24 protein-coding genes are annotated in these 24,863 nt (G+C 37.4%); 18 read left to right on the top strand and 6 right to left on the bottom strand.

Features of this window, described 5'->3' with window-relative positions; all coding sequences use genetic code 11:
- Positions 1-69: 69 nt before the first annotated feature.
- Both pyk and LQ201_RS15260 read right to left on the bottom strand, forming a co-directional pair.
- Positions 70-1,500, bottom strand: a complete 1,431-nt coding sequence (gene pyk / locus LQ201_RS15265) for a pyruvate kinase (RefSeq protein ID WP_057931851.1) — start codon at positions 1,498-1,500, stop codon at positions 70-72.
- Between the two features lie 147 nt (positions 1,501-1,647).
- Positions 1,648-2,067 carry an IPExxxVDY family protein gene (locus tag LQ201_RS15260; protein ID WP_230144333.1) on the bottom strand — a complete coding sequence of 140 codons (420 nt, stop codon included), beginning with the start codon at positions 2,065-2,067 and terminating at the stop codon, positions 1,648-1,650.
- Positions 2,068-2,225: 158 nt separating this feature from the next.
- Between LQ201_RS15260 and LQ201_RS15255 the strand changes: the two genes are divergently transcribed.
- The 3 genes from LQ201_RS15255 (at position 2,226) to rnc (ending at position 4,561) form a co-directional block, all read left to right on the top strand.
- On the top strand, positions 2,226-2,462 hold the full coding sequence (locus tag LQ201_RS15255; RefSeq protein WP_008508386.1) for an acyl carrier protein: 237 nt from the start codon (positions 2,226-2,228) through the stop codon (positions 2,460-2,462).
- Between the two features lie 21 nt (positions 2,463-2,483).
- On the top strand, positions 2,484-3,737 hold the full coding sequence (gene fabF / locus LQ201_RS15250) for a beta-ketoacyl-ACP synthase II (protein WP_029274997.1): 1,254 nt from the start codon (positions 2,484-2,486) through the stop codon (positions 3,735-3,737).
- Between the two features lie 95 nt (positions 3,738-3,832).
- Positions 3,833-4,561, top strand: coding sequence for a ribonuclease III (rnc, locus tag LQ201_RS15245; protein WP_215124919.1), 729 nt, complete (start codon positions 3,833-3,835; stop codon positions 4,559-4,561).
- 131 nt (positions 4,562-4,692) lie between these two features.
- Here the strand turns inward: rnc and LQ201_RS15240 are convergent, their stop codons facing one another.
- The 3 genes from LQ201_RS15240 to LQ201_RS15230 are packed head-to-tail and all read right to left on the bottom strand — an operon-like array spanning position 4,693 to position 6,833.
- Positions 4,693-5,403, bottom strand: a complete 711-nt coding sequence (locus tag LQ201_RS15240) for a hypothetical protein (protein WP_230144332.1) — start codon at positions 5,401-5,403, stop codon at positions 4,693-4,695.
- Between the two features lie 6 nt (positions 5,404-5,409).
- Positions 5,410-6,126 carry a hypothetical protein gene (locus LQ201_RS15235; RefSeq protein ID WP_230144331.1) on the bottom strand — a complete coding sequence of 239 codons (717 nt, stop codon included), beginning with the start codon at positions 6,124-6,126 and terminating at the stop codon, positions 5,410-5,412.
- A complete protein-coding gene (locus LQ201_RS15230; RefSeq protein WP_230144330.1) occupies positions 6,123-6,833 on the bottom strand; it encodes a hypothetical protein in 711 nt (236 codons plus the stop codon). The genes LQ201_RS15235 and LQ201_RS15230 overlap by 4 nt, the downstream gene beginning before the upstream one ends.
- Before the next feature lie 70 nt (positions 6,834-6,903).
- Here LQ201_RS15230 and LQ201_RS15225 point away from each other — a divergent pair, with 70 nt between their 5' ends.
- From LQ201_RS15225 to LQ201_RS15190, 8 genes are all read left to right on the top strand, one after another.
- A complete protein-coding gene (locus LQ201_RS15225) occupies positions 6,904-7,635 on the top strand; it encodes a 1-acyl-sn-glycerol-3-phosphate acyltransferase (RefSeq protein ID WP_230144329.1) in 732 nt (243 codons plus the stop codon).
- A gap of 367 nt (positions 7,636-8,002) precedes the next feature.
- On the top strand, positions 8,003-8,866 hold the full coding sequence (locus LQ201_RS15220; RefSeq protein ID WP_230144810.1) for a YicC/YloC family endoribonuclease: 864 nt from the start codon (positions 8,003-8,005) through the stop codon (positions 8,864-8,866).
- A 58-nt stretch (positions 8,867-8,924) separates the two neighbouring features.
- Positions 8,925-9,491 carry a guanylate kinase gene (gene gmk / locus LQ201_RS15215; protein ID WP_230144328.1) on the top strand — a complete coding sequence of 189 codons (567 nt, stop codon included), beginning with the start codon at positions 8,925-8,927 and terminating at the stop codon, positions 9,489-9,491.
- Positions 9,492-9,527: 36 nt separating this feature from the next.
- Positions 9,528-9,731, top strand: a complete 204-nt coding sequence (locus LQ201_RS15210; RefSeq protein ID WP_230144327.1) for a DUF2281 domain-containing protein — start codon at positions 9,528-9,530, stop codon at positions 9,729-9,731.
- Positions 9,731-10,114 carry a type II toxin-antitoxin system VapC family toxin gene (locus LQ201_RS15205; protein WP_230144326.1) on the top strand — a complete coding sequence of 128 codons (384 nt, stop codon included), beginning with the start codon at positions 9,731-9,733 and terminating at the stop codon, positions 10,112-10,114. The genes LQ201_RS15210 and LQ201_RS15205 overlap by 1 nt, the downstream gene beginning before the upstream one ends.
- Positions 10,115-10,123: 9 nt before the next feature.
- Positions 10,124-10,696, top strand: coding sequence for a nicotinate (nicotinamide) nucleotide adenylyltransferase (nadD, locus tag LQ201_RS15200; protein ID WP_230144325.1), 573 nt, complete (start codon positions 10,124-10,126; stop codon positions 10,694-10,696).
- Between the two features lie 143 nt (positions 10,697-10,839).
- A complete protein-coding gene (locus tag LQ201_RS15195) occupies positions 10,840-12,540 on the top strand; it encodes a glycoside hydrolase family 3 protein (protein WP_230144324.1) in 1,701 nt (566 codons plus the stop codon).
- A 207-nt stretch (positions 12,541-12,747) separates the two neighbouring features.
- Positions 12,748-12,957 carry a hypothetical protein gene (locus LQ201_RS15190; protein WP_230144323.1) on the top strand — a complete coding sequence of 70 codons (210 nt, stop codon included), beginning with the start codon at positions 12,748-12,750 and terminating at the stop codon, positions 12,955-12,957.
- A gap of 102 nt (positions 12,958-13,059) precedes the next feature.
- Here LQ201_RS15190 and LQ201_RS15185 read toward each other — a convergent pair whose 3' ends face one another.
- The gene (locus tag LQ201_RS15185) at positions 13,060-13,593 is read right to left on the bottom strand and encodes a thioredoxin family protein (RefSeq protein ID WP_230144322.1); all 534 of its coding nucleotides are present in this window, start codon (positions 13,591-13,593) and stop codon (positions 13,060-13,062) included.
- 172 nt (positions 13,594-13,765) lie between these two features.
- Between LQ201_RS15185 and LQ201_RS15180 the strand changes: the two genes are divergently transcribed.
- The 7 genes from LQ201_RS15180 to LQ201_RS15150 all read left to right on the top strand — a co-directional run bounded on the left by LQ201_RS15180 (position 13,766) and on the right by LQ201_RS15150 (position 24,635).
- Positions 13,766-14,422, top strand: coding sequence for a TatD family hydrolase (locus tag LQ201_RS15180; protein ID WP_230144321.1), 657 nt, complete (start codon positions 13,766-13,768; stop codon positions 14,420-14,422).
- A 136-nt stretch (positions 14,423-14,558) separates the two neighbouring features.
- Positions 14,559-15,557, top strand: a complete 999-nt coding sequence (locus LQ201_RS15175; protein WP_230144320.1) for a YhcG family protein — start codon at positions 14,559-14,561, stop codon at positions 15,555-15,557.
- A gap of 11 nt (positions 15,558-15,568) precedes the next feature.
- On the top strand, positions 15,569-16,366 hold the full coding sequence (locus LQ201_RS15170; protein WP_230144319.1) for a ThiF family adenylyltransferase: 798 nt from the start codon (positions 15,569-15,571) through the stop codon (positions 16,364-16,366).
- Between the two features lie 76 nt (positions 16,367-16,442).
- Positions 16,443-19,661 (top strand): exodeoxyribonuclease V subunit beta, encoded by a 3,219-nt coding sequence (locus LQ201_RS15165; protein WP_230144318.1) that lies wholly within the window; start codon positions 16,443-16,445, stop codon positions 19,659-19,661.
- Positions 19,662-19,667: 6 nt separating this feature from the next.
- Positions 19,668-22,523 (top strand): PD-(D/E)XK nuclease family protein, encoded by a 2,856-nt coding sequence (locus tag LQ201_RS15160; protein WP_230144317.1) that lies wholly within the window; start codon positions 19,668-19,670, stop codon positions 22,521-22,523.
- Between the two features lie 220 nt (positions 22,524-22,743).
- A complete protein-coding gene (locus LQ201_RS15155; protein WP_230144316.1) occupies positions 22,744-23,301 on the top strand; it encodes a GNAT family N-acetyltransferase in 558 nt (185 codons plus the stop codon).
- A 347-nt stretch (positions 23,302-23,648) separates the two neighbouring features.
- Positions 23,649-24,635, top strand: a complete 987-nt coding sequence (locus LQ201_RS15150; RefSeq protein WP_029275017.1) for a pyruvate dehydrogenase complex E1 component subunit beta — start codon at positions 23,649-23,651, stop codon at positions 24,633-24,635.
- Positions 24,636-24,863: the final 228 nt, after the last annotated feature.

The raw sequence follows: 24,863 nt of genomic DNA, 5'->3' as shown, positions 1-24,863 counted from the left end.
TATTTTTTATTGATAAAAAAAATGCTCCCGATTAAAATCGGGAGCATTTTATAAATATGATATTAGAAATTAATCTATAACCGTAATTTTTAACATGTTGGTTTTACCTTTTGCTTCCATTGGGATAGCGGCAGTATTGATGATGATATCACCTTGTTTAACCAATTTTTTGCTTTTTAAGAATTCGTTAACCTCAATAATGGTATTATCGGTACTTTCCCACTTATCGTAGTAGAAACCTCTTACGCCCCAAAGTAAACTTACTGCATTTAATAATGCCCTGTTACTGGTAAAAATAAAGGTCAAAGCTTCCGGACGGTGGCTTGAGATTTCGAAAGCAGTATAACCGCTTAAAGTCATCGATACAATACCTACCGCGTTAGTTTGTTTCGCTAAGAAACAAGCTGAATCGCAAATGGCATCGCTTAAGAAAGAAGGCGATTTTGGTTTTAAAAACTTATCAGGATTGAAAGGATAGTTGTTCTGCTCAATGTTCTGGATAATTTTTTGCATGGTTTCGATTACGATCAGCGGAAATTCTCCAACTGAGGTTTCGCCGCTTAACATCACTGCATCAGCACCATCTAAAACAGAGTTGGCCACATCATTCACCTCTGCACGTGTTGGGCGGGGTGTAGTGATCATACTCTCCAACATTTGTGTAGCCACAATTACAGGTTTAGAAGCTGCTCTACATTTAGCAACAATCATTTTTTGTAATAATGGAACTTCTTCCATCGGACATTCAACACCTAAATCGCCACGGGCAACCATAATACCATCTGTTACTGCAATAATCTCGTCGATATTGGCAATGGCTTCTGGTTTTTCAATTTTAGCAATTACACGGGCAGTTTTACCACGTTCTGCAATAATCTTTTTAAGTTCAATGATATCCTCAGCTTTACGCACAAAAGATAAACCGATCCACTCTACATCATTTTCTAAAACAAATTCTAAGTTTTCGCGGTCTTCTGGTGTTAATGAAGGAATAGAAACTTTAGTATTTGGAAGGTTTACACCTTTTCTTGAAGTTAAAATACCACCGTGAACAATCTCGCAAACTACTTCATCCTTTAAGTTGGTAGAAATCACTTTCATTTGAAGCTTTCCATCATCCAAAAGGATAATTTCACCCGCCTGAACATCCTGAGGGAAGTTTTGGTAGGTGATGTAAATACGTTCTTCGTTACCAATACATTCGTTAGTAGTAATTACGGTAGTTTTACCATTGATCAGGTTAATACCACCTTCTTTTACTAAACCGATACGGATTTTAGGACCTTGTAAATCGGCAAGGATACCTACATTATAATCGTATTTTTTGTTTAAATCGCGGATAGTATCCAAAACCGCCTGGTGATCTGCTTGTGATCCGTGCGAAAAGTTTAAGCGGCAAACATCTAAACCTGCGTTAAACATACTATATAATACATCTGGTTTTGCTGATGCAGGCCCAAGCGTGGCAACAATTTTAGTTCTCGAATGAAAAGGTTTCATTTAATTAATTGATTTTAGCAATGCAGTTTAAAGCATTAATTATTATCTAAAATAATCAAACTGCATCAAATTTTATATATTTTGTTCTTTTGTTCTTTGTTTGTAACCGTCAAATATAGTGTATTTAATACACCAAGTATATAATTTTTATATTACCAAATTCTCACGGCTCTTTAACTTGGCCGGATCTATCTTTGCAGCCACCTGTATATCAGGCAGTTTATTTAAACCATTGATTAAATAATCCAAATCTTCCTTATCAATAAATTCTTTAATAATAATAAAAAAATCTACTTTGTTCATCTCCGGAATTAGAAAACCATCGCTGCTTTTATTGCAGATTAAGTAGTATTCTACCTCACCTTGCTCTACAAAAAAGTAATATTTCGAAAAACACCAGGCTGGTTCGTCGATATTAAAAAATATTTCATGGTCTTCTATTTTTTCAAATTGAGTATTTAACCGGGTATTAATTTTGTGGCAAAGCACATAGTCTTTTAGGGGTGCTGTGATCGCAATTAGTATAAAATCAAGGTCTAAGGTAAGTTTTAGGTAAGTCTTATTCAAAGCGAAATAAATTATTTACAGAACGAAATTAAAAAACTAATTCTATATTCGCTGTGTTATTGAGATACCAAAATTACGTATCGAAATAAAAACATTTGAAAATTGTAAGAATTTATTTTTCTTTGCACAGAATTATTTAACCATTAAATTATAAAATTATGTCTGATATTGCTTCAAGAGTTAAGGCTATTATCGTAGAAAAACTAGGTGTTGACGAAAGCGAAGTTACGCCAGAGGCTTCATTCACCAACGATTTAGGTGCAGATTCTTTAGATACCGTAGAATTGATTATGGAATTTGAAAAAGAATTCAATGTAGCTATTCCTGATGATCAGGCTGAAACCATCGGTACAGTTGGTCAAGCGATTGCTTATTTGGAAAAAAACGTTAAATAGAATTACGCTTTTTCAGTATAAATGGAATTAAAAAGAGTAGTAGTAACAGGGTTGGGTGCGCTCACTCCTATAGGCAATAATGTTCCCGATTTTTGGGAAGGATTGACTAACGGGGTGAGTGGCGCTGCTCCTATTAAGGGTTTTGATACTGAAAAGTTCAAGACCAAATTCGCATGCGAGGTTAAAAATTTTAATCCGGAAGACTTTTTGGAGAAAAAAGAAGCCCGCAAGCTAGATCCGTTTGTACAATATGCTCTTGTAGCAACAGATGAGGCTGTGAAAGATGGTGGTTTTGATTTTGAAAAATTAGATACCAACCGGATCGGAGTAATCTGGGGCGCAGGCATAGGTGGGTTGAAAACTTTCCTGGATGAAATTTCGAATTTCGCTAAGGGAGATGGTACGCCAAGATACAATCCATTTTTTATCCCTAAAATGATTATTGATATTGCTCCAGGGCATATCTCGATCAAATACGGCTTACGTGGGCCAAATTTTGCAACCGTTTCGGCATGTGCTTCTTCAACAAACGCAATGATTGATGCATTTAACTATATCCGCTTGGGTATGGCTGATGTAATTATAAGTGGCGGTTCTGAAGCGATCATTAACGAAGCAGGTATGGGTGGTTTTAATGCCATGCATGCATTATCAACACGTAACGAAGATCCGGCAACGGCATCACGTCCTTTTGATAAAGACCGTGACGGTTTCGTAGCCGGTGAAGGTGCTGGAACCATTATTTTAGAAGAACTTGAACATGCAAAAGCAAGAGGTGCAAAAATTTATGCAGAGCTTGTTGGCGGTGGAATGAGTGCTGATGCTAATCACATCACCGCACCACATCCTGAAGGTTTAGGCGCTAGAATGGTAATGACCAATGCACTAAAAGATGCTGGTTTAACAACTGCGGATATAGATTATATCAATGTACACGGTACTTCTACACCTCTTGGTGATATTAGTGAAACCAAAGCCATTGGTACATTATTTGGTGAGGATGCTTATCGTTTAAACATCAGCTCAACCAAATCGATGACTGGCCACCTTTTGGGTGCAGCTGGAGCTATTGAGGCAATTGCAGCAATTCTTTCTGTTAAAAATGATATTGTTCCTCCAACAATCAATCACTTTACAGATGATCCTGCATTTGACCCTAAATTGAATTTTACTTTTAACAAAGCGCAAAAACGTACCGTTAGAGCTGCTTTAAGTAATACATTCGGTTTTGGCGGCCATAACGCTTCTGTTATTTTTAAGAAATACGAAGATTAATTTAAAACAGCCCTGCTATATAATTTTGTATGCTAATTAAAAATAGATAACTTAGTTAAATATGCTAATTAGCCGTTAATTGTGTTATTTATTTAATGCCGATATTAAAATTATATAAACTTTACCTCTCTCCCGAAAAGGAGTTTGTTAAAAAGCTGAAAAACATTTTAGGCTTTGTTCCAGGCAATGTTACGCTCTATAAAATGGCGTTCAGGCATCGTTCCGTAGCAAAAGTTTTAAAAAATGGAAGCAGGAGCAGCAACGAACGCTTAGAATTTTTAGGCGACGCTGTTTTAGGTTCGGTGATAGCAGAGCTGCTTTTTAAGCATTACCCCTACAAAGAAGAAGGTTTTTTAACCGAAATGCGTTCGAAGATTGTAAACCGGGCTAATTTAAATCAGCTGGCAAAGAAAATTGGTTTTGATAAGCTTATTCAGTTCGATCAGCGTTCAGTGAGCGTACAAACCAAGCACAATTCGATGCTAGGCGATGCTTTTGAAGCCATAGTGGGTGCCATCTATATGGATAAGGGCTACAACTTTACCAAAGAATTTTTATTGCGCAGGATCGTAAAACCACACATCGACATCCACACTTTAGAACTTACAGAAACCAATTTCAAAAGTAAATTGATCGAATGGTGCCAACGCCATGGTAAGGATGTAATGTTCGAACTGGCAGAGAATGGCGAAGGCGAAAGCGCTAAATTATTTACAATTAGTGCTGTAGTAGAGGGCGAAAAAGTAGGTACCGGACGAGATTATAACAAGAAAAATGCTGAAAAATTAGCCGCAGAGAAAGCTTGTGAGGCATTGAGCATATAAAAGTTTACTGGTTTAATTATTGAAATTGGTTAATCAGTTAACTGCTGATATGAACTAAAACTTCTGACGTCGGGCTTTCGACTTTTAGCTTAAAACGCTCAACTCCAAACCCCAAGCTCAAGACTAAAAACCTACTTTCCCTTCCCTAACGTATCGGTAAATTTCTTCGAAGATTCTTTAATGTACTTGATGTAATCGTAACTGTTCCAATACTGTGCTTTATCAAATTCCGGGCGACAGTTTAACATGTATTTCTCTAAAGTATCACCCCTTAGTTCGGTATTATTTTTAATAATGCTCTGGTTGAAGTATACGTCAATCTGCGATTGTTTGATTTCATTATCGGCATACCTCCCAAATCTCCGTGCATTTTTAGGATCAGTACCAAATAAGTTATATAGTGCATTTAAAGGGCTGAATATAGCAGACAAAATGGTTGTTTTGCCCCCATTATATACACCCTTATTTTTAAATTCGCGTTTAATTTCGTCCAGATCCTCTTTTTTGGTATTTCCCCTAATGGTAACATCGGCTAGCGTGGTACTCCCTCTAACCAGATAAACTACAAGATCTTTTTCGCTGTTCACCACAACTCGCTGATCGATCAGATCCCTTTTAATTACCAGCAGTGTATCGCCAATTCTGGCTTTTAACTGAAACATACCAATATCATTGCTACCAACACCAATTCCGGTGCGCAGATTGGTAATTTCGGATAAGGCAATCCTGATATTCGAACCTTTTTCGATCACCACACCTTTGACAATAAAATCCTGTGCCTTTGCGAAGAAGCTGATTGAGGTAAAAACAAATAGTATAACGGCAAATTTAAAGTTTTTCATGGTGTGTTAATTTGTATGTTTCAAAGTATCGGTATACTTCTTAGCCGATTCTTTGATGTATTTCACCGCATCGTAATTGCTCCAATTAATGGTCATGCTGCGTGTCGGGTAATAATCCAGCAAAAATTTGTCCAGATCTTTCCCGGTTAAGTTCGTATTGTTCGAAACTAAATTTTTATTAAAAAACTTATCTACCTCGATTAAACTTAGCTCCTTTTTGTAATAACGGTTAAAATTACGCGCTCTTGCCGGTGTTTTACCAAAAAGCTCATAAAAAAATGTTATCGGACTTCCTCCAAATGGATTTAATAAAATTAAAGGCGGTTTACCTGCATAAAATGAACCATTTCTTTTCAGGTCGCTTTTTATGCTTTCCATTTCCTGCTTTTTGGTCTGTCCTTTGACTGTAACCTCCTCTAGCATAGTACTTCCTCTGATCAGATAAACAACCAGGTCATCATCTGTTTTAACGACTACTTTTTGCTCATTCAGGTTTCTTTTTTGAATCAACAATGTGTCGCCAGTCCGCGCACTTAATTGAAACATCCCAATATCGTTACTTGTGGCGCCCATTTTACTTCGGATATTGGTAATCCCAGCCAAAGCAATCCGCACATTCGAACCCTTTTCGATCACTACACCTTTCAGCACAAAATCCTGAGCCTTTGTTTTTAAGCCTTGTGTTAAGATGATCAATAAAAGAAAGAGTTTTAAATGATTCATGGTGTACTTAAAGTATCTAAATATTGTTTTGCTGATTTTTTAATGTATCCAGCGGCATCATAAGTATTCCAATCTTTAATCTGTTTATATTTCGGCCTGTAATCCAACATAAACTTATTCATTTGCTTAGCCGTTAATGTTGTATTATTTTTGACAATTCTAACGTTAAAAAAACGGTCTATTTCCAATTCTCTGGTCTCATTTTCATAATAACGATCAAACCGCCTGGCATTTTTCCGCTCTGCACTAAACAGCTCCATGATGGCTGCCAGCGGGTAACGTGCATAATAAAGCGGATTTCTTTTCTTACCATAAAAATAAGTTTTCTTACGATGTTCTAACCTAACAGCCGATAAGTTTTGTTGTTTGTTTTCTGCTTTAATTGTTACATCTTCCAACAGCATTTCGGCCCTGAGTAGTTTTATAACCAAATCCTGATCATTGATGAGCACGACAGTAATATTATTGAAGTGCCTTTTACTGATGACCAGGGTATCGCCAATTTTGGCCTTGATCTGAAAGAAACCCATATCATTACTGCCAACCGATTGTTTGTTGTTGATATTGGTTACTACAGCCAATGCAATGCGGATCTGTGTTCCTTTTTCTAAAATAACGCCTTTGGCCGAAGTAATTTGAGCGAGCGTTTTTTTAGGCAAAAAGAACAATAGTAATGAAAGTGATAGCGTGATTAGAAATGCTTTCATATCTATAAGATATTTTTTGTAAAATTAACATTTGTTAACCTTGCAAACTGTTAAAGAAACGTTAATAACCATGAGAAAGCTATTGGGCGGATTTTATTTAGGCTATTCAGCAATTGTATTTTTTATACTCATGCTTATCGTTTGCCCTTTTATCCTAATCAGTACAGGTATTTTTAAGGAAAAAACAGGAAGAAAAATTTCATTCTATTTTTTAAAATTCTGGGCATGGAGCTTTAGCGTTTTTACTTTTTTATGGTTTACCGCCGGTGGAGAAAAAATTGACACTTCGCGGGCTTACATCTATGTAGGCAATCATAGTTCATTTTTAGATGCCGTTGCCATTGTAATCTGCATTCCACAGGCTTTTAGTCCACTGGGAAAGATCGAAATGCTTAAAATCCCGGTATTTGGATGGATTTACAAGCAATTGGTGGTGATGATTGATCGAAGTAGCAGAGAAAGCCGAGACCATTCTGTAGCCGAACTGAGAAAAGACCTGGCCGATGGACAATCGATCCTGATTTTCCCCGAAGGGACAATGAATAAATCCAATCAGCCTTTAAATCCATTTTATGATGGCGCGTTTCGGCTGGCGATAGAAACCCAAACACCGATTTTACCTTTTGCGATATTGAACAGTAAAGCACATTTCCCCCGAACGAACCCCCTTTTACTCAACCCCGGGATGATTAGAACAGTATTTGGAGAAGCCATTGAGGCGAAGGGATTCGTTGCTGATGATCTGGAAATGTTAAAGGAAAAAACTTTCAACGCAATTTTAGAACTGTTAATAAAAAAATAGCTAATCTTTATTTGAAAATGAGGGATTCGGTACTTTTGGCTAAAGCAGCCCTGCTGTCCGTTTTATCCCGATGGAAGAATCGGGATGCTCACTTCCATCAGGTTTAGGAACAAAGGTTCTGCGCCTTGTAGGTAACAGACCCCTGCCAAAAACTACTCCACGATGTACATAAACCCGATTGAAATGAAAAGCACACAGCGAGGACTTGTAATGAAAAGCGGGGCTGCAATTACCAAAGAAATATTGAACGCTGATTTTCTTAATATTTATACATAGCTCTAATTATTATTCTACACAGTTCTCACGCCTTGGCCATTATTATTTCTCCTTTCGGCTTAAAACCCTATCTTTGCGCATGATAAAATCCATGACAGGATACGGCTTAGCAACAGCCGATTATGCAAATGCGAAGTATAGTGTCGAAATCAAATCGCTCAACAGTAAATTCCTGGAGCTGAATTTAAAATACCCTAAAGCTTTTTCTGATAAAGAGCTGATCTTGCGCAACATCTGCAGTAAAGACATCGAAAGAGGAAAAGTAAGTTTAAGCATTAATATAGAACGCACCAATGGTGAAGTTACGGGTGCTACCATCAATACGGCCTTATTAAGCCACTACTACAAACAGCTTATTGCCGTTAATAACGAATTGGGTGCTGATAGCAGTAACTTACTGCAAACAGCATTAACTTTTCCTGATGTAATCAGTTACAAGGAAGAAAGTGTAAGTGAGGATGAGTGGAACCATTTATTTCAGATTTTCACCTCGGCTTTGGCCAATTTCAATAAATTCAGAGAAGATGAAGGCTCAGTTTTAAAGGCCGATTTAGAACTGAGAATTAAAAATATCCTTTCTTATTTCAAATCTGTTGAAGAATTAGAGCCTAAAAGAATTACCGCAATCCGCGATAAATTTACCCAGTTTTTAGACGATGCTGTAGGCAAAGTAAATATCGATCAGAACCGTTTCGAGCAGGAGTTGATCTACTATATTGACAAAATAGACATTACCGAGGAAAAAACACGTTTAAAAAGCCATTGCGATTATTTCTTGCAAACTTTAGCGAGCAAAGAAGCAAACGGTAAAAAAATGGGCTTCATTTCTCAGGAAATCGGAAGAGAAATTAATACCATGGGTGCTAAAGCAAATGATGCCCAGATGCAACAATTTGTTGTAGGTATGAAAGAAGAATTAGAAAAGATAAAAGAACAATTACTGAATGTGTTGTAGCGTTAGGCGGAAAGCGATAAGCGCTTAACGCCAGACGCCAATCGCAAAATTTTTAAAAATGCAAGGCAAATTAATCATATTTTCGGCGCCATCAGGAGCAGGTAAAACCACTATAGTACATCATTTATTAACGAAATTTCCTGAACTAAGCTTTTCTATTTCTGCAACCACCCGCGAATTGAGAGGCGCTGAAACACATGAAAACGATTACTATTTTATTAGTAAAGAAGAGTTTTTGCACAAAGTAGCCCGCCAGGAATTTGTGGAGTTTGAAGAAGTTTACAACGGAACTTTTTATGGTACCTTACGCTCCGAGATCGAGCGTATCTGGAACGATGGCAAACATGTTATTTTCGATATTGATGTAGAAGGCGGTATCCGTTTGAAAAGAAAATATGAAGAAGATGCTTTGGCCATTTTTGTTCAGCCACCATCTCTAGACGTTTTAAAAGAACGTTTAAGCGGTCGCGGAACAGATAGTCCGGAAAAATTACAGGAACGTTTTATCAAAGCTGAAAAAGAATTACTTTATGCAGATAAGTTTGATGTAATTTTAAAAAATTACGATCTGGCTACAGCTTGTGCAGAAGCAGAGCAGTTGGTAGGTGATTTTTTGGAGAAATAGTTTTCTAAAGAAAGTAGAAATCTTTATATTTGAGTGATGACTGATATTCAATTATATAGCCAAATATCTTCATTGCCTTCAGACCTGAAGAAGCAAGTGTCTGATTTTGTCTCATCCCTAAAGAAAAAATCGAAAGAAAGTAAAAAATTGAAAGAAAGACAATTTGGCTATGCCAAAGATTTCTTTAAAATGTCTGCTGATTTTGATGAACCATTAGAAGACTTTAAAGATTATATGTAATGCAGCTTCTGTTAGATACGCATACATTTATCTGGTTTATAAATGGAGATTCATCCTTGCCAAAGAAGATAGTTAATGAAATTAAAAACCTAAATAATCAATGTTTGATTAGCATTGCTAGTATTTGGGAAATTGCAATTAAATCTAAATTAAACAAACTTTCTTTAAGCGCAGATTTCGATAAAATTTTAGATTTTCTAGATCAAAATCAAATAGAAATATTGCCAATTTCATTCGATCATATTATTAAGCTGAATGAATTAGATTTTTATCATCGTGATCCATTTGATCGGATTTTAATTGCTCAGGGCATCTCTGAAAACTTAACGATTTTAACAAAAGACCAAAACTTTAGCTTTTATAAGGTTAAAGCGCTTTGGTAAATCATAAACATGAAAACTGGTCTTTTCTTTGGCTCATACAACCCCATCCATACCGGGCATTTAATTATTGCCAATTACATGGCTAACTATACCGAGCTTGATGAAGTATGGTTGGTAGTTTCGCCACATAATCCGCTAAAAGATAAGAGTGGCTTAACCAATATGTACGACCGTTTGGAAATGGCCAAGTTGGCGACCGAAAATGCAGAACATATCCGTGTGAGCGATATCGAATTTGCATTGCCGCAGCCATCTTATACCATCGATACTTTAACCTATCTTCACGAGAAATATCCTGAAAAGCAATTTGTACTCATTATGGGTGCCGATAATCTGGTATCATTCAAAAAATGGAAAAACTACGAGGTGCTTTTAAAAAACTATCATATTTATGTTTATCCGCGCCCAGAGGCAAATGTAAGTGAATGGGAAAATCATCCTTCCATCACTTTTACCAAAACACCTTTAATGGAAATTTCATCAACCTTTATCCGCAAAGCCATTAAAGAGAAAAAGAATGTTCAGTTTTTTCTGCCCGATAAAGTGATTGATTTCATTGAAGGCAAGGGAATGTATAAATAGCAGCGATCAATATTTCTAACCTATACAGCACCTAAAAAACAACAGGCTTACAACATATTGTATTAAATCGATTACTTGGATTGGTTTTTGTTTAATTCACCTTTTGATTACTAATTTAGCGGCAGCAGATACAAACAAAACACGTGAAAAAAAACTTATTTATACTCCTTGCCCTTTGTGGCGCTGCATTTTCGGCAAGCGCACAACAAAAAACCTACTTAGAATTATTGGCCAATCAACCTAAATGGGTAGATTCGGTTTTTAACAAACTTAACCGCAGAGAACGTATTGCACAGATGTTCTTTGTTCGGGCACACACCAATCTGGGTAAAAAATATACCGATTCAGTTGGTCAGGTAATAAAAAAAGAACAATTGGGTGGGGTTATCTTTTTTCAGGGAGGCCCTGGTCGACAGGTTTTAGCCACAAACGCTTATCAAAAACTAAGTCGGGTGCCGTTAATTGTGGCAAATGATGGCGAATGGGGCCTGGGCATGCGTTTGGATAGTACCATTTCTTATCCTTATCAAATGACTTTGGGTGCCATCCAAAACAAAGAATTACTGTATAAAATGGGCCTTGAAGTGGCTAAAGATTATAAGCGCATGGGGATGCAGATGAATTTAGCTCCTGATGCTGATATCAATAACAACCCTAAAAACCCAGTAATCAATTACCGTTCTTTCGGCGAAAATAAATATAACGTAACCAGTAAAGTTGCCGCTTATATGAAAGGAATGCAAGATGGAGGTTTATTAACCACGTTAAAACATTTCCCTGGTCATGGCGATACTGATGTAGACTCGCACTACGATCTACCACAGCTTACTTTCTCTGCTACACGTTTAGATACATTGGAGATGTATCCTTTTAAAGAGCTGATTAAACAAGGTGCATCGGGCGTAATGATTGCCCACATGAATATCCCATCGTTAGATGCTACACCAAACCTACCTTCTACCCTTTCTAAACCGATTGTTACGGGGATTTTGAAGCAGAAATTAGGCTTTAAAGGTTTGATTATCTCTGATGCAATGGATATGAAGGGCGTGGTAAAATATTTCAAAGATGGTGAAGCTGATTTAATGGGTATCATTGCCGGAAACGATATTATTGAGCTATCTGAAAACAGCGACAGGGCCATTAAATTGGTGCGTAAAGCCGTAAGGCAAGATCGTGTAAGCATGGCTGAAATAGACCAGAGTGTGCGTAAAATATTGACCGCAAAATACTGGGCAGGCCTGGCTAAGCGCGATACGGTTGTAACCCAAGGTGTTGTTGCGGGTGTAAACCGCAAGTCGAGCAATGCTTTGGTGCAGGAACTTGCCAATGCATCGGTAACGCTTTTAAAAGGTAAAGATTATATCAAGCGCCTCATCCCGATCAGAAGAACAGCCATTATCAGCATCGGTGTACCGTCGGTTACCACTTTCCAAAAAGAGGTTTCGAAAGGTTATTATAACTCTGTTTATTATGTGCTGGATAAAGATGCCAGTGCTACCCAGATTTCCAACATCGCCCGCGAAATCGGTGCATTTGACCAGGTGATTGTGGGTATTCACGATAGTCGTGCAAGACCAGCCAATAATATTCCGCTAAATGCAGGTGTAAAGAATTTTATTAAAGAATTATCGGCAAAGAATGCTGTTTTTGCGCTCTTTGCAAACCCATATAATCTGGCCGGTTTATCAGGGTTGGAAAACAGTAAAGGTTTGGTTGTTGCCTATCAAAAAGAAGATTATATGCAGATTTCAGCTGCTGCTGTAATTAATAACCGATTGGTACCAACAGGAAAATTGCCTGTAGGCGTGGCGCCGTTTTATAAATTTGGAGATGGCCTTTAACCCCTCCCAACCCTCTCCTAAAAGGGAGGGCTCTAATTCGAAAAAGAATTGCATGCTGGATGACTAAATCATCCGGCATTTTTTATTTATATATTTTAGCTCCGGAAATACAGCATTTACAGATAATCAATCTATTGCTTTAGTCTTTTAGCTTTCTTAAAACAATTTTACTCTCAAAACGATTATCTAATATAAAACCTTAATGTTATGATAGATCCAGAAGATGACAATTATTCAAACGATCCGAATGATGCTTTACGCAGAGAGGATGATGTTGAAAATATCAACGAAATTAATGGCGACGACACCAACATTGAACATGATAAAGATCTGTTGGAACAAGCCGATGAAGCATCAAGGGCTTCTTATGAGTTAAACCTCGATGATGAGCTAGATGAAGATGATTTAGACGATTAACAAGAAAGCCATCCCGATTTTACATCAGGACGGCTTTCTTGCTTTTTTAGGCTCCGGCTATTGTCGTTGGGCCTTAAACCTTACACCCTCTACCTTAAACCTTTATTTGGCCTTCGGCTTATAAGTTTCGGGATTAACCGCGGTGCTTGTCCATCCTTTTAAAAATGAAGTGATTTTCTTTACATCATGCCCAACTTTCTTTTTACCGTTAGCGCCAATCTCTTCGGTTTCTAAGTAAGAAGAATTTTCGATGTGGAGTACCTTGCCTTTCCCATCCAGAATTAAAAATACCGGAAAACCAAAACGTTGAGGGTAGCCTAAGCTGGCTAAAACAGTTTCGTTTTTATTTTCAGGGCTGTAATTAACCAGAACGGTTTCAAAATTATCGTTAATGTATTTTTTCAGCGTTGCTGTGCTGTCAACCAGATTATGAAAGGCGATACACCAGCTGCACCAGTTACCACCAACCTGCAACAAAACATGTTTATTTTCTTTAGCAGCTTTTGCAACCGCAGCAGCAATTTCAGCTTTAGCATCTGCTTGTGGGTTATAGATATGAACACCTTCTTTTTTCGCCTGACTAAACGCCGCTGTCGAAATTAATGCAGCAGTTAATAAGATGATTAATTTTTTCATGATTTTCGATGAATAATAGCAAATGTAATAAAGTCTAGGGTTACAATGGATTATTCTCGAATTCTTTACAGAGTGGAAACAGTCCGTAGAATGAAAAGGGATTAAGAACGAAGGTTTAATCAAATATGAATTTTACATTCTCCATCTTCATTTTACATATCTTTGTTTTCCAATGGATTTTTTAGACATACATACCCATAAAGTTGCCACCCAACCTGGGGTAACCAGCGTTCAAAGTTTGTCGTTAACCAGCGATATCTTTTTAGCAATGCCTAAAACCAAGCCAATTTCTGTTGGTCTGCATCCCTGGTTTGCTAAAATTGATCACCTCGAACTACAGATGAAATATCTAAGCGTTGTGGCCAATCAAACAAATGTGAAACAGATTGGAGAGTGTGGTTTAGATCGGTTGAGGGGCGAAAACCTTGAAAATCAGACCATAATCTTAGAAAAACAAATTGAATTGGCAGAAAAAATTAATAAACCATTGATTGTACATTGTGTTAAATGCTTTTCAGAATTAATTGCAATTAAAGAACGATTAAAAGTTACAGTACCGATGATTATCCATGGTTTTAATAAAAATGAGCAGCTCGGCCAACAGCTACTGGATAAAGGTTTCCTTCTTTCCTTTGGAATAGCTGCTTTAAAAGAAAATTCGGGCGCAGCTAAGCTGATTCAAAGTACCGATCAATTTTTCCTGGAAACTGATGATTCGGATAGCTCAATTGAAGAAATTTACCAGGCCGCAGCCATTTTAAAAAAATGTAGCATTGATGAGCTTAAAGCTCGTATTTTTGGAGACTGGAATAAATTGATTTTAATCTAAATTTTAACAAGCTGGCCGAAAAACTAATATTTTTAGTAAATCAGCTTAAATATCTCAACTCTAAAAATATTATATTTGTTGGTTTCATGCTTAAGTTTTTAGTAACAAAAAGACCACTATAATTTCTCTAAACTAGATGCAATTAAAAAAAGAGCTTTTAACGCAAATACAATCTATCATAGCCTCTGCAAAAGAACGTGCAATACGTTCTGTTGAGACTGAAAGAATGCTTATGTATTGGCAAATTGGTAAAGTTATTTTTGAAGAAGAACAAAAAGGCAAAGATAGGGCTGATTATGGGGAATACCTTATTAAATCTATATCCAATGAATTTCAACCAAAATTAGGGACAGGATTTTCGATTCGCCAATTAGAGCGAAATAGGCAATTTTATCGTGCTTTTCCAATTGCGTCTGCACTGCGGACGCAATTCAGTTGGACACATTACAAAATCTTGATGAGCATTGATAATCAAGATAAAAAAGACTTCTACATTGCCGAGACTGAAAAAAATAATTGGTCAGCAAGACAGTTAGAGCGGCAAGTAAATAGCCAACTATTTGAACGCCTATTGTTAAGCAACGATGTTGAATCTGTTTTAGCTATAGCCAAAGCAGAAAAACATCCGACAGAACCAACACAGATTATTAAAGACCCAATGATATTAGAATTTTTGGGCTTAAAAAGGGAAGCAGCATATTATGAAAAGGATTTAGAAACGGCAATCATTACCCACCTTCAAGATTTTTTATTAGAAATCGGTAACGGTTTCTCTTTTGTCGCAAGGCAGAAACGGATACATATTGATGGTGATGACTTTTTTATAGACCTCGTTTTTTACAATCGGTTATTACAATGCTTTGTAATAATAGAAATTAAAACAACTAAACTTAGTCACCAAGATATGGGACAGTTGCAGATGTATGTAAACTACTACGATCGTTTTGAAAAACAAAATTTCGAAAACCCAACCATTGGTATTTTACTATGCACCGATAAAAACGATGCTGTAGTAAAAATATCTTTGCCCGAAAATAATAAAACAATTATAGCAAGTAAATACCATCTCTACCTGCCGACAGAGCAGCAATTAATGGCTGAGATGAAAAAAGAAATTGAAAAACTAAGAAGTTAATTAAACGTAATATGTCTGATGTTAGCTGGCTTTCGCGCTCTGCCCTCCTTGTTGGGAATGATGGTATAAATAAACTCCAATCGAAACACGTTTTGGTTATCGGTTTGGGCGGTGTAGGCTCTTTTGCTGCCGAATTTATATGCCGTTCGGGTGTTGGCGAAATGACCATTGTTGATGGTGATGTGGTTGATCCGACCAATCGGAACAGGCAGTTGCCTGCTTTGGCGACCAATCATGGTGTGAGCAAAGCCGAAATAATGCAAGAGCGTTTATTGGCCATTAATCCTGAACTAAAACTTCATGTGGTAAATACTTTTCTTAGTCCGGAGAAATGCAGGGAAATTTTAGAATCTGGCTTTGATTACATTATGGATTGTATCGACAGTGTAATGCCAAAAATCACTTTATTGGGAACTGCATTAGAAAAGAACATTCCTATTGTTAGCTCAATGGGTGCTGGCGGCAAAATGGACCCTACCAGAATAAGGATTACATTGCTTCCAGATACTTATCAATGCGTTTTTGCCAGTTATGTGCGTAAAAGATTGAACAAGCTTGCAAATGCAAGCAAAATAAAGGCTGTTTTCTCAACAGAGGAAATGGATAAAAACTCGATGATCATGACTGATGGGAGTAATTTCAAGCGCTCCGCTTATGGTACAGTTTCTTACCTACCTGCAGCATTTGGCGGTGCCTGCGCCTCGGTTGTAATCCGCGATCTGCTTGGCCTGCCAATCGAAATGGCAGAACGCCCTGCAAGGATCAGCCATAAGACATTGAATAAAAGGAAAAGTAAAAAATCCAAATAGAGGTAGAATTGTTGATATCATGATTTCGAGAAAATTTTAAATTGTTGTAAGTTTAAAATTCGAGAGAAATCATATTATGCCCCAACCCCTCAAAATTCTTCAGGCCTCCGCAGGTTCTGGTAAAACATTCAGTCTTACCGCACATTACCTTACGCTGCTTTTTAGTGGAGACAATAAGTATCGTGAAATTTTAGCGGTCACCTTTACCAACAAGGCGACCGAAGAAATGAAAACCAGGATTCTGGAGGTATTGCTAGGATTGGCAAAGGGCAATCCATCGAAAAAAATCGAAGACTATCGGAAACTCATTTTACTCGCCTATCCGATATTAAGTCCCCAGGAATTACAGTTCAAAGCAGATAAGATTTACCGGAAAATTTTGCACGATTACAGCCGCTTTTCGGTAAGTACGATTGATGGCTTTGTGCAAAAAGTAATCCGTGGGTTTGCTTTCGAGCTGGGACTAAATGCCGATTATAATTTAGAAATGAATTATGACAAGGTTAAAGATGACCTCGTAAACAAACTAGACGAAGCTTTAGACCATAATAAACAACTTTTACAATGGATTATCGATCTGGCAATCGAACGCATTAGCGACAATAAAAGCTGGAACTATAAATTCGAACTTTATAATTTAATTGGAGAAATATTTTCTGAACGTTTCCAGATTTTTGAAGATGCGGTAAGCACCCTTGGTTTAGAAAACGTCGACGAATTATTTAAAAAATACATAGCTGTTACCAAAACAGAAATCAAGAACTTTGAAGAGGAACTGGTTTCTCTGGCAACCGAAGCGAATGAAGCCCTGAATGTAATCGGTGTAGAAACCGAGCACCTCAAAGGGAAATCGCGTAGTCCGCTGGCTAAAATTATCCTGGTAGCAAGAGGCGATTTTTCTAAGATAGAACCACTATTCAATTTAATCGATGAACCTGAAGAGTGGTTTCAAAAAAATGCAAATTTTCCAGAGGCTTACGATACGGTAAATCCGATCCTCCAGAAATTAAAAATGCATTATTTAGCACATTTACCAAATTATAGCCTGGCCATCGCTTTTAATAAAAATCTTTACTATTTAAGGTTGATGCAGGAAATTGCCGTACTATTGAAAGCGTACCGGGCTGAAAATGACAATCTGCTCATTAGCGATGCACAAAAACTGATCTCCGGAATTACCGAAGATGCAGGCGATAACCCTTCTTTTATCTGGGAAAAAGTTGGCAACCGCTACCGTAATTTTTTATTCGACGAATTTCAGGATACCTCTACCAGCCAATGGGGAAGTTTTAAATCGCTCTTAACAAATGCGATGGCCACGCCTAGTAAGGATCTGATCGATCACCTGATTGTTGGCGATACCAAACAATCTATTTACCGCTGGCGCAATGGCGACTGGAACATCCTGCATAAACATGCCAAGCTGGACGTTGGCGCAGAGAATGTATTGGAGGAAAGTTTGGAAGAAAATTATAGAAGTGCCGAGAACATCATCACTTTTAACAATTTCCTTTACAAAGCTATCCCTTTAACGCTGCAGAACGAACTGAACGAAAACCTGGCAAGCAAGCCTGAAAGCATCTCTAAATGGTGGCAAGAACAGCAATACCAGCAGATTATTACCGATATTTATAGTGGCTCAACCCAGAACTTTGCCACCAATACCTTAAAAGGCGGAACCATCAAAATTAAAAAGTTTGGCAAAGATCATGCATCTAATGAAGCGCGTTTTACCGAAACCATTTTCAGGGACATTGCTTTAGACGATATTGTTGAAGAAATAAATCATCTCAAAAACCAGCAGCAGTATGCCCTAAAGGATATTGCCATTTTGGTTCGTTCGAATAGTGAAGCCTTACTGACGGTTAAAAAATTAATGGGGCACAACTTACCGGTTTTATCGGGCGATGCTTTATTAATTTCGAACAACTCGGCTATACAGCTCATCATCAACACTTTGAAAGTGCTCATCGGCTTAGAATCGCAAACAGCATTATATAAAGCCAATTGTATAGCACTGTATCATTCCTTGCACGAGAAAGAGATCAACGCCAATTATTATTTAAACCTTAACAACAAGCCTTTAAACACACTCACGGAAGTTTTACCTGTAGCATTGTGCGAGAACTGGCAAAGCTGGTTACAGCTTCCCCTGCCTGAGCTGGTTGAAATCTTAATTGAAAGCTATGGGCTAAAAAACCTGACCGCCAATTTACCCTACTTGTTGGCTTTTAGAGATCTCACCGCTTCTGCCGGTAAGCTTGGCGAAAAAGGTATTATTTCCTTTTTAACCTGGTGGGAAGAAGACGGTATCAAAAAATCACTACCCTCACCAGAAGGCGCAGATGCCATACAGATCATCACCATACATAAATCTAAAGGGCTGGCCTTTAGGGCTGTTTTCGTTCCTTTTTGTAATTGGGAAATTAAAGGTAAACCGAATGGCACTTTTTGGGTCTCTTCTGAAGAAACGGTTTACAAGGAACTTAAGGGCATTCCATTAAAATACAATGAAGCCCTGGCCGATTCGGCAATCGCGAAAGCATATTATGAGGAGTTACTTTATAATAATATGGATGCGTTGAATATGCTTTATGTGGCTACCACACGTTCAAAAGATTATTTGTACATCGCCACGATGGCAAAAAAAGAGCTAAAATTATCCAATATGGGTGATGTGATCAATTTTACTTTTGATGAGCAATTTGATGAAAACGGGGTATACGAAATCGTAGATAATGTCTCGATCGAAAGTAAATCAGAGGATTCGAATTTTATCAATTTAAATAGTTATCCAACCACAACCCGATTATCAGCGCTATACATCCCTTCAGAAGACAAACATTTAAAGCATTTGGTCAATATTGAAAAATCAGGAAGAAAAGGTTCGTTGTTACATGATATCCTGGCCAGTGCAAGTACTTCAAAAGAGGTAAATGATTATACAAGCAATCTGGTTTTGCAAGGCATTATCAAGGAAGAAGAAAAGCAGAAATTAATCGATTCGGCACTTGAAGTATTAAACAATCCCGAACTTAAGGCCATTTTGGATAAAGCGAGCGAAAGTATCGTAGAAAAAAATATTATTGATGCCCATGGTAAGCTTCATCGCCCCGATCGGGTTTTGATCAATGCAGATGAGGTAATTATTCTGGATTATAAATTTACCTTGGAAGAAAGCGACAAACACATCGAGCAGGTAAACATTTACAGAATATTGCTTACTGAAATGGGTTATCAAAATATCAGAACCTATCTTTTTTACGCGGTTAAAGGCAAGTTGAAATTAGTATAAATGCAGATGAAACCATTTTTACAGGAAGTTGCCGAAGATTTAGTTACCAGGTTTGGAAATCAGCTTGAAAACTGTGCCATTGTTTTTAACAACAAACGGCCATCAGCCTATTTACAGAAACACTTTGCCGATATTATTGGCAAGCCTTTTTTCAGTCCCTCATTTTTTACCATACAAGAATTTTTCTCCAGTTCTACCAGCTATAAAATAGCCGATTTTTACCTCCAGTTTTTTACTTTACACCGTATTTATAATCAACTGCTTGCAGAAGAGCAACTGGAAAGCATTTCGAGCCATAAGTTTTTTCCATTGGCCAAGATCATCTTAAGCGATTTTAATCAGATTGATGCCGATCTTGTTGATGCTGAGAAACTATACCGCGATCTGGAAGATATTTCAGTCATCAATAAAGATTTCGATTATTTAAGCCCTGAGCAATATGAGTTCCTGGCCCAGTTCTGGACTTCCTATTCTGAAGGAAAACACAAAAAACAACAGGAACTGTTCATCAGGATGTGGCGCAGGATGCCCAAGCTTTACCATAAATTCCACTCAACGCTTAAAGAACAGGGATATTTAACCAATGGCTCTGTTTATCGCCACCTGGTCGATAACATTACCGATCTCCAGCAGTTTATTTCAAATTTTGATAAGGGCAAGATCATTTTTGTAGGTTTTAATGCTTTGAGTAGCGCCGAAGCTAAAATATTTACCCAGCTACAAGAAGCCGACAAATCATTGTTTTATTTTGATGCTGATACTTATTATTTAGATGATATATCGCAGGAAGCAGGTTTGTTTTTACGCAAAAACATGAACCAACTGGGTTTAAAAAATGTATTTGCCGACCATGAAAGTTTAATGAAATCTGCAGAACACCATGTGAAGGTTTTCAAAGTTCAGGGACAATCTGCACAGGCCAAAATCCTAAATAATATTTTAGAAGAAGATTATACAGCTACTGAAACTATTGGCAAAACAGTGGTGGTTTTAGCAGATGAGAGTCTCTTGATCCCAACTTTACAGACGATTCCGACCACATTTAACGGAAAAGAAATCGATCTTAATGTAACGATGGGTTTTGCGCTGTCAACCTCAAGCATTTTTGGCTTGGTTGATTTATGGTTGGGAAGTCAGTTGGAGATTTTACAGCGGAATAAAGTAAGCTACAAAAATGTAGAAGCTTTTTTAACCCATCCCTTAACAGGCCTTACCCAAAAAATGCGCGATAAAATTTTAACCGCATTGTTGGAAGAAAACCAAGTGGAGATCGATCATAAAAGGTTATTACGCCAAAGTGGGCTGTTTGAAACTTTTTATAAAAAAATCGACGATCCGCAGCATGTAGTAACCAATTTACTCGATGTATTGGATTATGTGTTAACAAGATTATCGAATGCGAAAACATTAAAAAAAATCGATGCAGAACTGTTTGTAAAAACCATTCAGGAATTAAATAGGCTGCACGATACTTTTAGCAACCACATCGGTAAAGAGGAAATCCCTTTTGTAATTTACCTCGTTCAAAAATCGCTGCAGGCCATTGCCGTACCGCTTTCAGGCGATCCACTGAATGGGATACAAGTAATGGGATTACTCGAAACGCGAAACTTAAATTTCGATAAAGTGGTGATTTTAGGTTTTAATGAAGGTATTATTCCAAAATCATCCATCGGTAATAGTTTTATTCCCGATTCTATACGTCGTGTTTACGGCCTTCCGGTTCTTGAAAATCTTGATGCCATTTCCTCTTATATGGTATACCGCCTATTACAAAGAGCAAAGAATATCAATTTTGTCTATAATAGCTTAACCGACGAGTCTACTTCAGGCGAAGCCAGCAGAATCTTAAAGCAGCTTGAGTACGAAAGCGGTTTCGACTTTACCTATAATGAGCTTAATCTGGAGGTAAAAACCGAGCCTTTTAAGGAAGTAAAGATCGAGAAAACCAATAATGCTTTTATCCAGGAAACACTTCAGAAATACCTCGATAAAAAGAAGATACTTTCTCCATCGGCACTTACCCAGTATATCTCCAACCCGTTAGATTTCTTTTTCAATTACATTGCAGGCATTAAAGAGCCTAAAGAGATCAGTGCAGTGGTAGAAGCCAACGAAATAGGTTCGATTTTACACAAAGTGATGGAGTATTTTTACGAGGATTTAAGGTCGGCTGAAATTACTGCAGAGCGGATTAAAGAGAAACGGAAACAGATTCCCTCTTTGATACAAAAAGGTTTTAATGCCGTGATGTTTAAAAATCCTGATACAGTGATGGAATATAAGGGTATGCAAAAGGTAATTTTATCGATTGTTGATGCCTATGTAAACATCATTTTAAATCAGGATGAAGCCCAAACGCCATTTACAATCATTAGCCTAGAGCAAAAAGTAGAAGCCGAAATCAGTTTCCCGCTTAAAGGAAGAGAAGCCAGCGTTAAAATATTTGGTTTTATAGACCGTGTTGATGTAAAAGATGGGGTAACTAAAATTATTGATTACAAAACAGGAAGTGATAAGTTAACCTTTAAAGACATCCCTGAATTATTCAATTCTGATGGCAAAAATATCAACAAAGCTTTAATCCAAACTTTATTGTACACCTATGTTTATGAACAATTCTCGGGCAGAACTTTTGTAGAACCCAATCTTTATGTAGTAAAAACCATGAGTGTAGATGGCGTTTGGTTTAAATCAGGCAGGCAAAACCTATCTGGAGCTTATTTGGAAGAAATTAAACCGGAATTTCTTGCTGAGTTAAGAAAAAAATTAACCGAACTTTTCGAAGCACCTTATTTCGTTGCCAGTGCCATTGAGGATAATTACAAATATTCTATTTATAAAACCTTGTTTGGAAAGTAGTTTCAATCGCAAAGAAATAAAGTCAATCGCAAAGAGCGCAAGTGCTTAGTAAAATAACCACAGAGCACACAAAGTAAGCCGCAGAGTACCCAGAGCTGGATTGAAAAATATCAACTTCGTGTCCTCCGTGAAAATTTCCGTGTGCTCTGTGGTAAAACAAAACTTTGTGTTCTTTGCAAAAAACTTTGCGTGCTTTGCGGTTAATCTCTTAAATTTAAAAATGCTAGCCTTAAATTTCACAAAATTCCCCATACTCGAAACTGAACGTTTAATTCTCCGCGAACACGATCTTGCTGATGCCGAAGCACTTTTTGCCATGCGTACCAATGAAACGGTGATGAAATATATTGACAGAGAAAGGCCCAAAGATATTTTTGAGATCAAAGATTTTATCTCACGTTTTAGAAATGGTTACGAAAATGGCGATAACCTGGCTTGGGTAATCGCTTTAAAAGAGAACCCTGAACAAATGATCGGATCCGTAGGTTATTGGCGCACTGATTTTGCCAACCACAGGGCTGAAATTGGCTACATGCTCCATCCCGATTATTGGAGAAAAGGAATTATTTCGGAAGCATTAAAGAGATCAATTGCATTTGGCTTTGAACAGGTTAATCTACACACCATCAGCGCTAATATTAATGTCGAAAACGATGCCTCAAGGCAAATGCTGATTAAACACGGATTTGTAAAAGAAGCACATTTTAAACAAGATTATTATTTCAGAGGCCAATTTCTGGATAGCGAAATTTATGGCTTATTGAACCCAAATCATTAAATCATGGTAAAAAACGAGGCTTTTAATAAAAAGGGGCATCATCTCTACCGGAGCATGGCGGAGCGGAGAGATCTATTATGCGCCAGTCTTTTATTTATACGATAGCAATAATATTATTCATTTTCAAGAAGATATTTCGGAAAAAGCATAAGCTTTGATACATTCAGCTAATCAAAAACACAATTGCCCAATATTATTTCCTCTTTTAACAGATAAACAAAAAATACAGCCTCAAAAAGCCTGAATAATTAGGCAGATTGCCTATAATTATTACAAAACATACGCATTTTAGCCTTTGGTTTCAAAGCGATTAATAATTATATTTGCCACCGTTATTAAAATTTACAATGAGAGAAATCCAATTTAGAGAAGCACTACGCGAAGCCATGAGCGAAGAAATGCGTAAAGATGACCGCGTTTTTTTATTAGGTGAAGAAGTAGCAGAATATAACGGTGCGTATAAAGTAAGTCAGGGTATGCTTGACGAATTTGGTGCGAAACGCATTATCGATACCCCGATTGCCGAACTAGGTTTCGCAGGTATTGCAACTGGTGCAGCAACAGCAGGCCTTATTCCAATTGTGGAATTTATGACTTTTAACTTCTCATTAGTAGCTATCGATCAGATTATCAATGGTGCTGCTAAAATTTTATCAATGAGCGGTGGTCAGTTCTCATGCCCTATGGTTTTTCGTGGCCCAACAGGTAACGCAGGTCAATTAGGGGCACAACACTCTCAAAACTTCGAAAACTGGTTTGCAAATACACCAGGATTAAAAGTGGTAGTTCCAGCTACTCCTTACGATGCAAAAGGATTATTAAAGCAATCAATTATAGATCAGGATCCGGTTATTTTCATGGAATCTGAAGTAATGTACGGCGATAAGGGCGATGTTCCTGCAGAAGAGTACTATATCGAATTAGGAAAAGCAAACGTAACCAAACAAGGTACCGATGTTACTATCGTAACCTTTGGTAAAATGTTAACTCGCGTTGTAAACCCAGCTGTAGAAGAATTAACTAAAGAAGGAATCAATGTTGAAGTGATCGATTTACGTACCGTACGTCCTATTGATTATGATACCATTATCGCTTCTGTTAAGAAAACAAACCGTTTGGTTGTTGTAGAAGAGGCATGGCCTTTGGCATCTCTTTCTGGAGAGATTGCTTTCATGGTACAAAAACATGCATTCGATTATTTAGATGCACCGGTTTTACGTATCACCTGTGCCGACGTTCCACTTCCATATTCACCAACTTTAATCGCAGCAAGCTTACCAAATGCTGAACGTGTGGTTAAAGCAGTAAAAGAAGTAATGTACGTTAAAAAGTAATTACAAATTGTAGTCTGAGCTTAGTCGAAGACCAAAACATATAAATCCTCCAAAGAAATTTGGGGGATTTTTTCATTTCTCTTTTCCGTGTCCTCGGTGTTTCCCTGGCAAATATTCGAAAATTTAGGTTCAGTAATCCTTCGGTTTCATCAGTCCTGCCATTCATTGCAATCTTTTTGGCCGGTTACCTACTCCATTTATCGTCGTTGCGAGGGGGAACGAAGCAAT

It is taken from the genome of Pedobacter sp. Bi126, from assembly GCF_918698245.1.
In the GTDB taxonomy this organism is placed as follows: domain Bacteria; phylum Bacteroidota; class Bacteroidia; order Sphingobacteriales; family Sphingobacteriaceae; genus Pedobacter.
The sequence above is the reverse complement of the archived record's forward strand: the minus strand, read 5'-3'. Positions and strand labels throughout refer to the sequence as shown.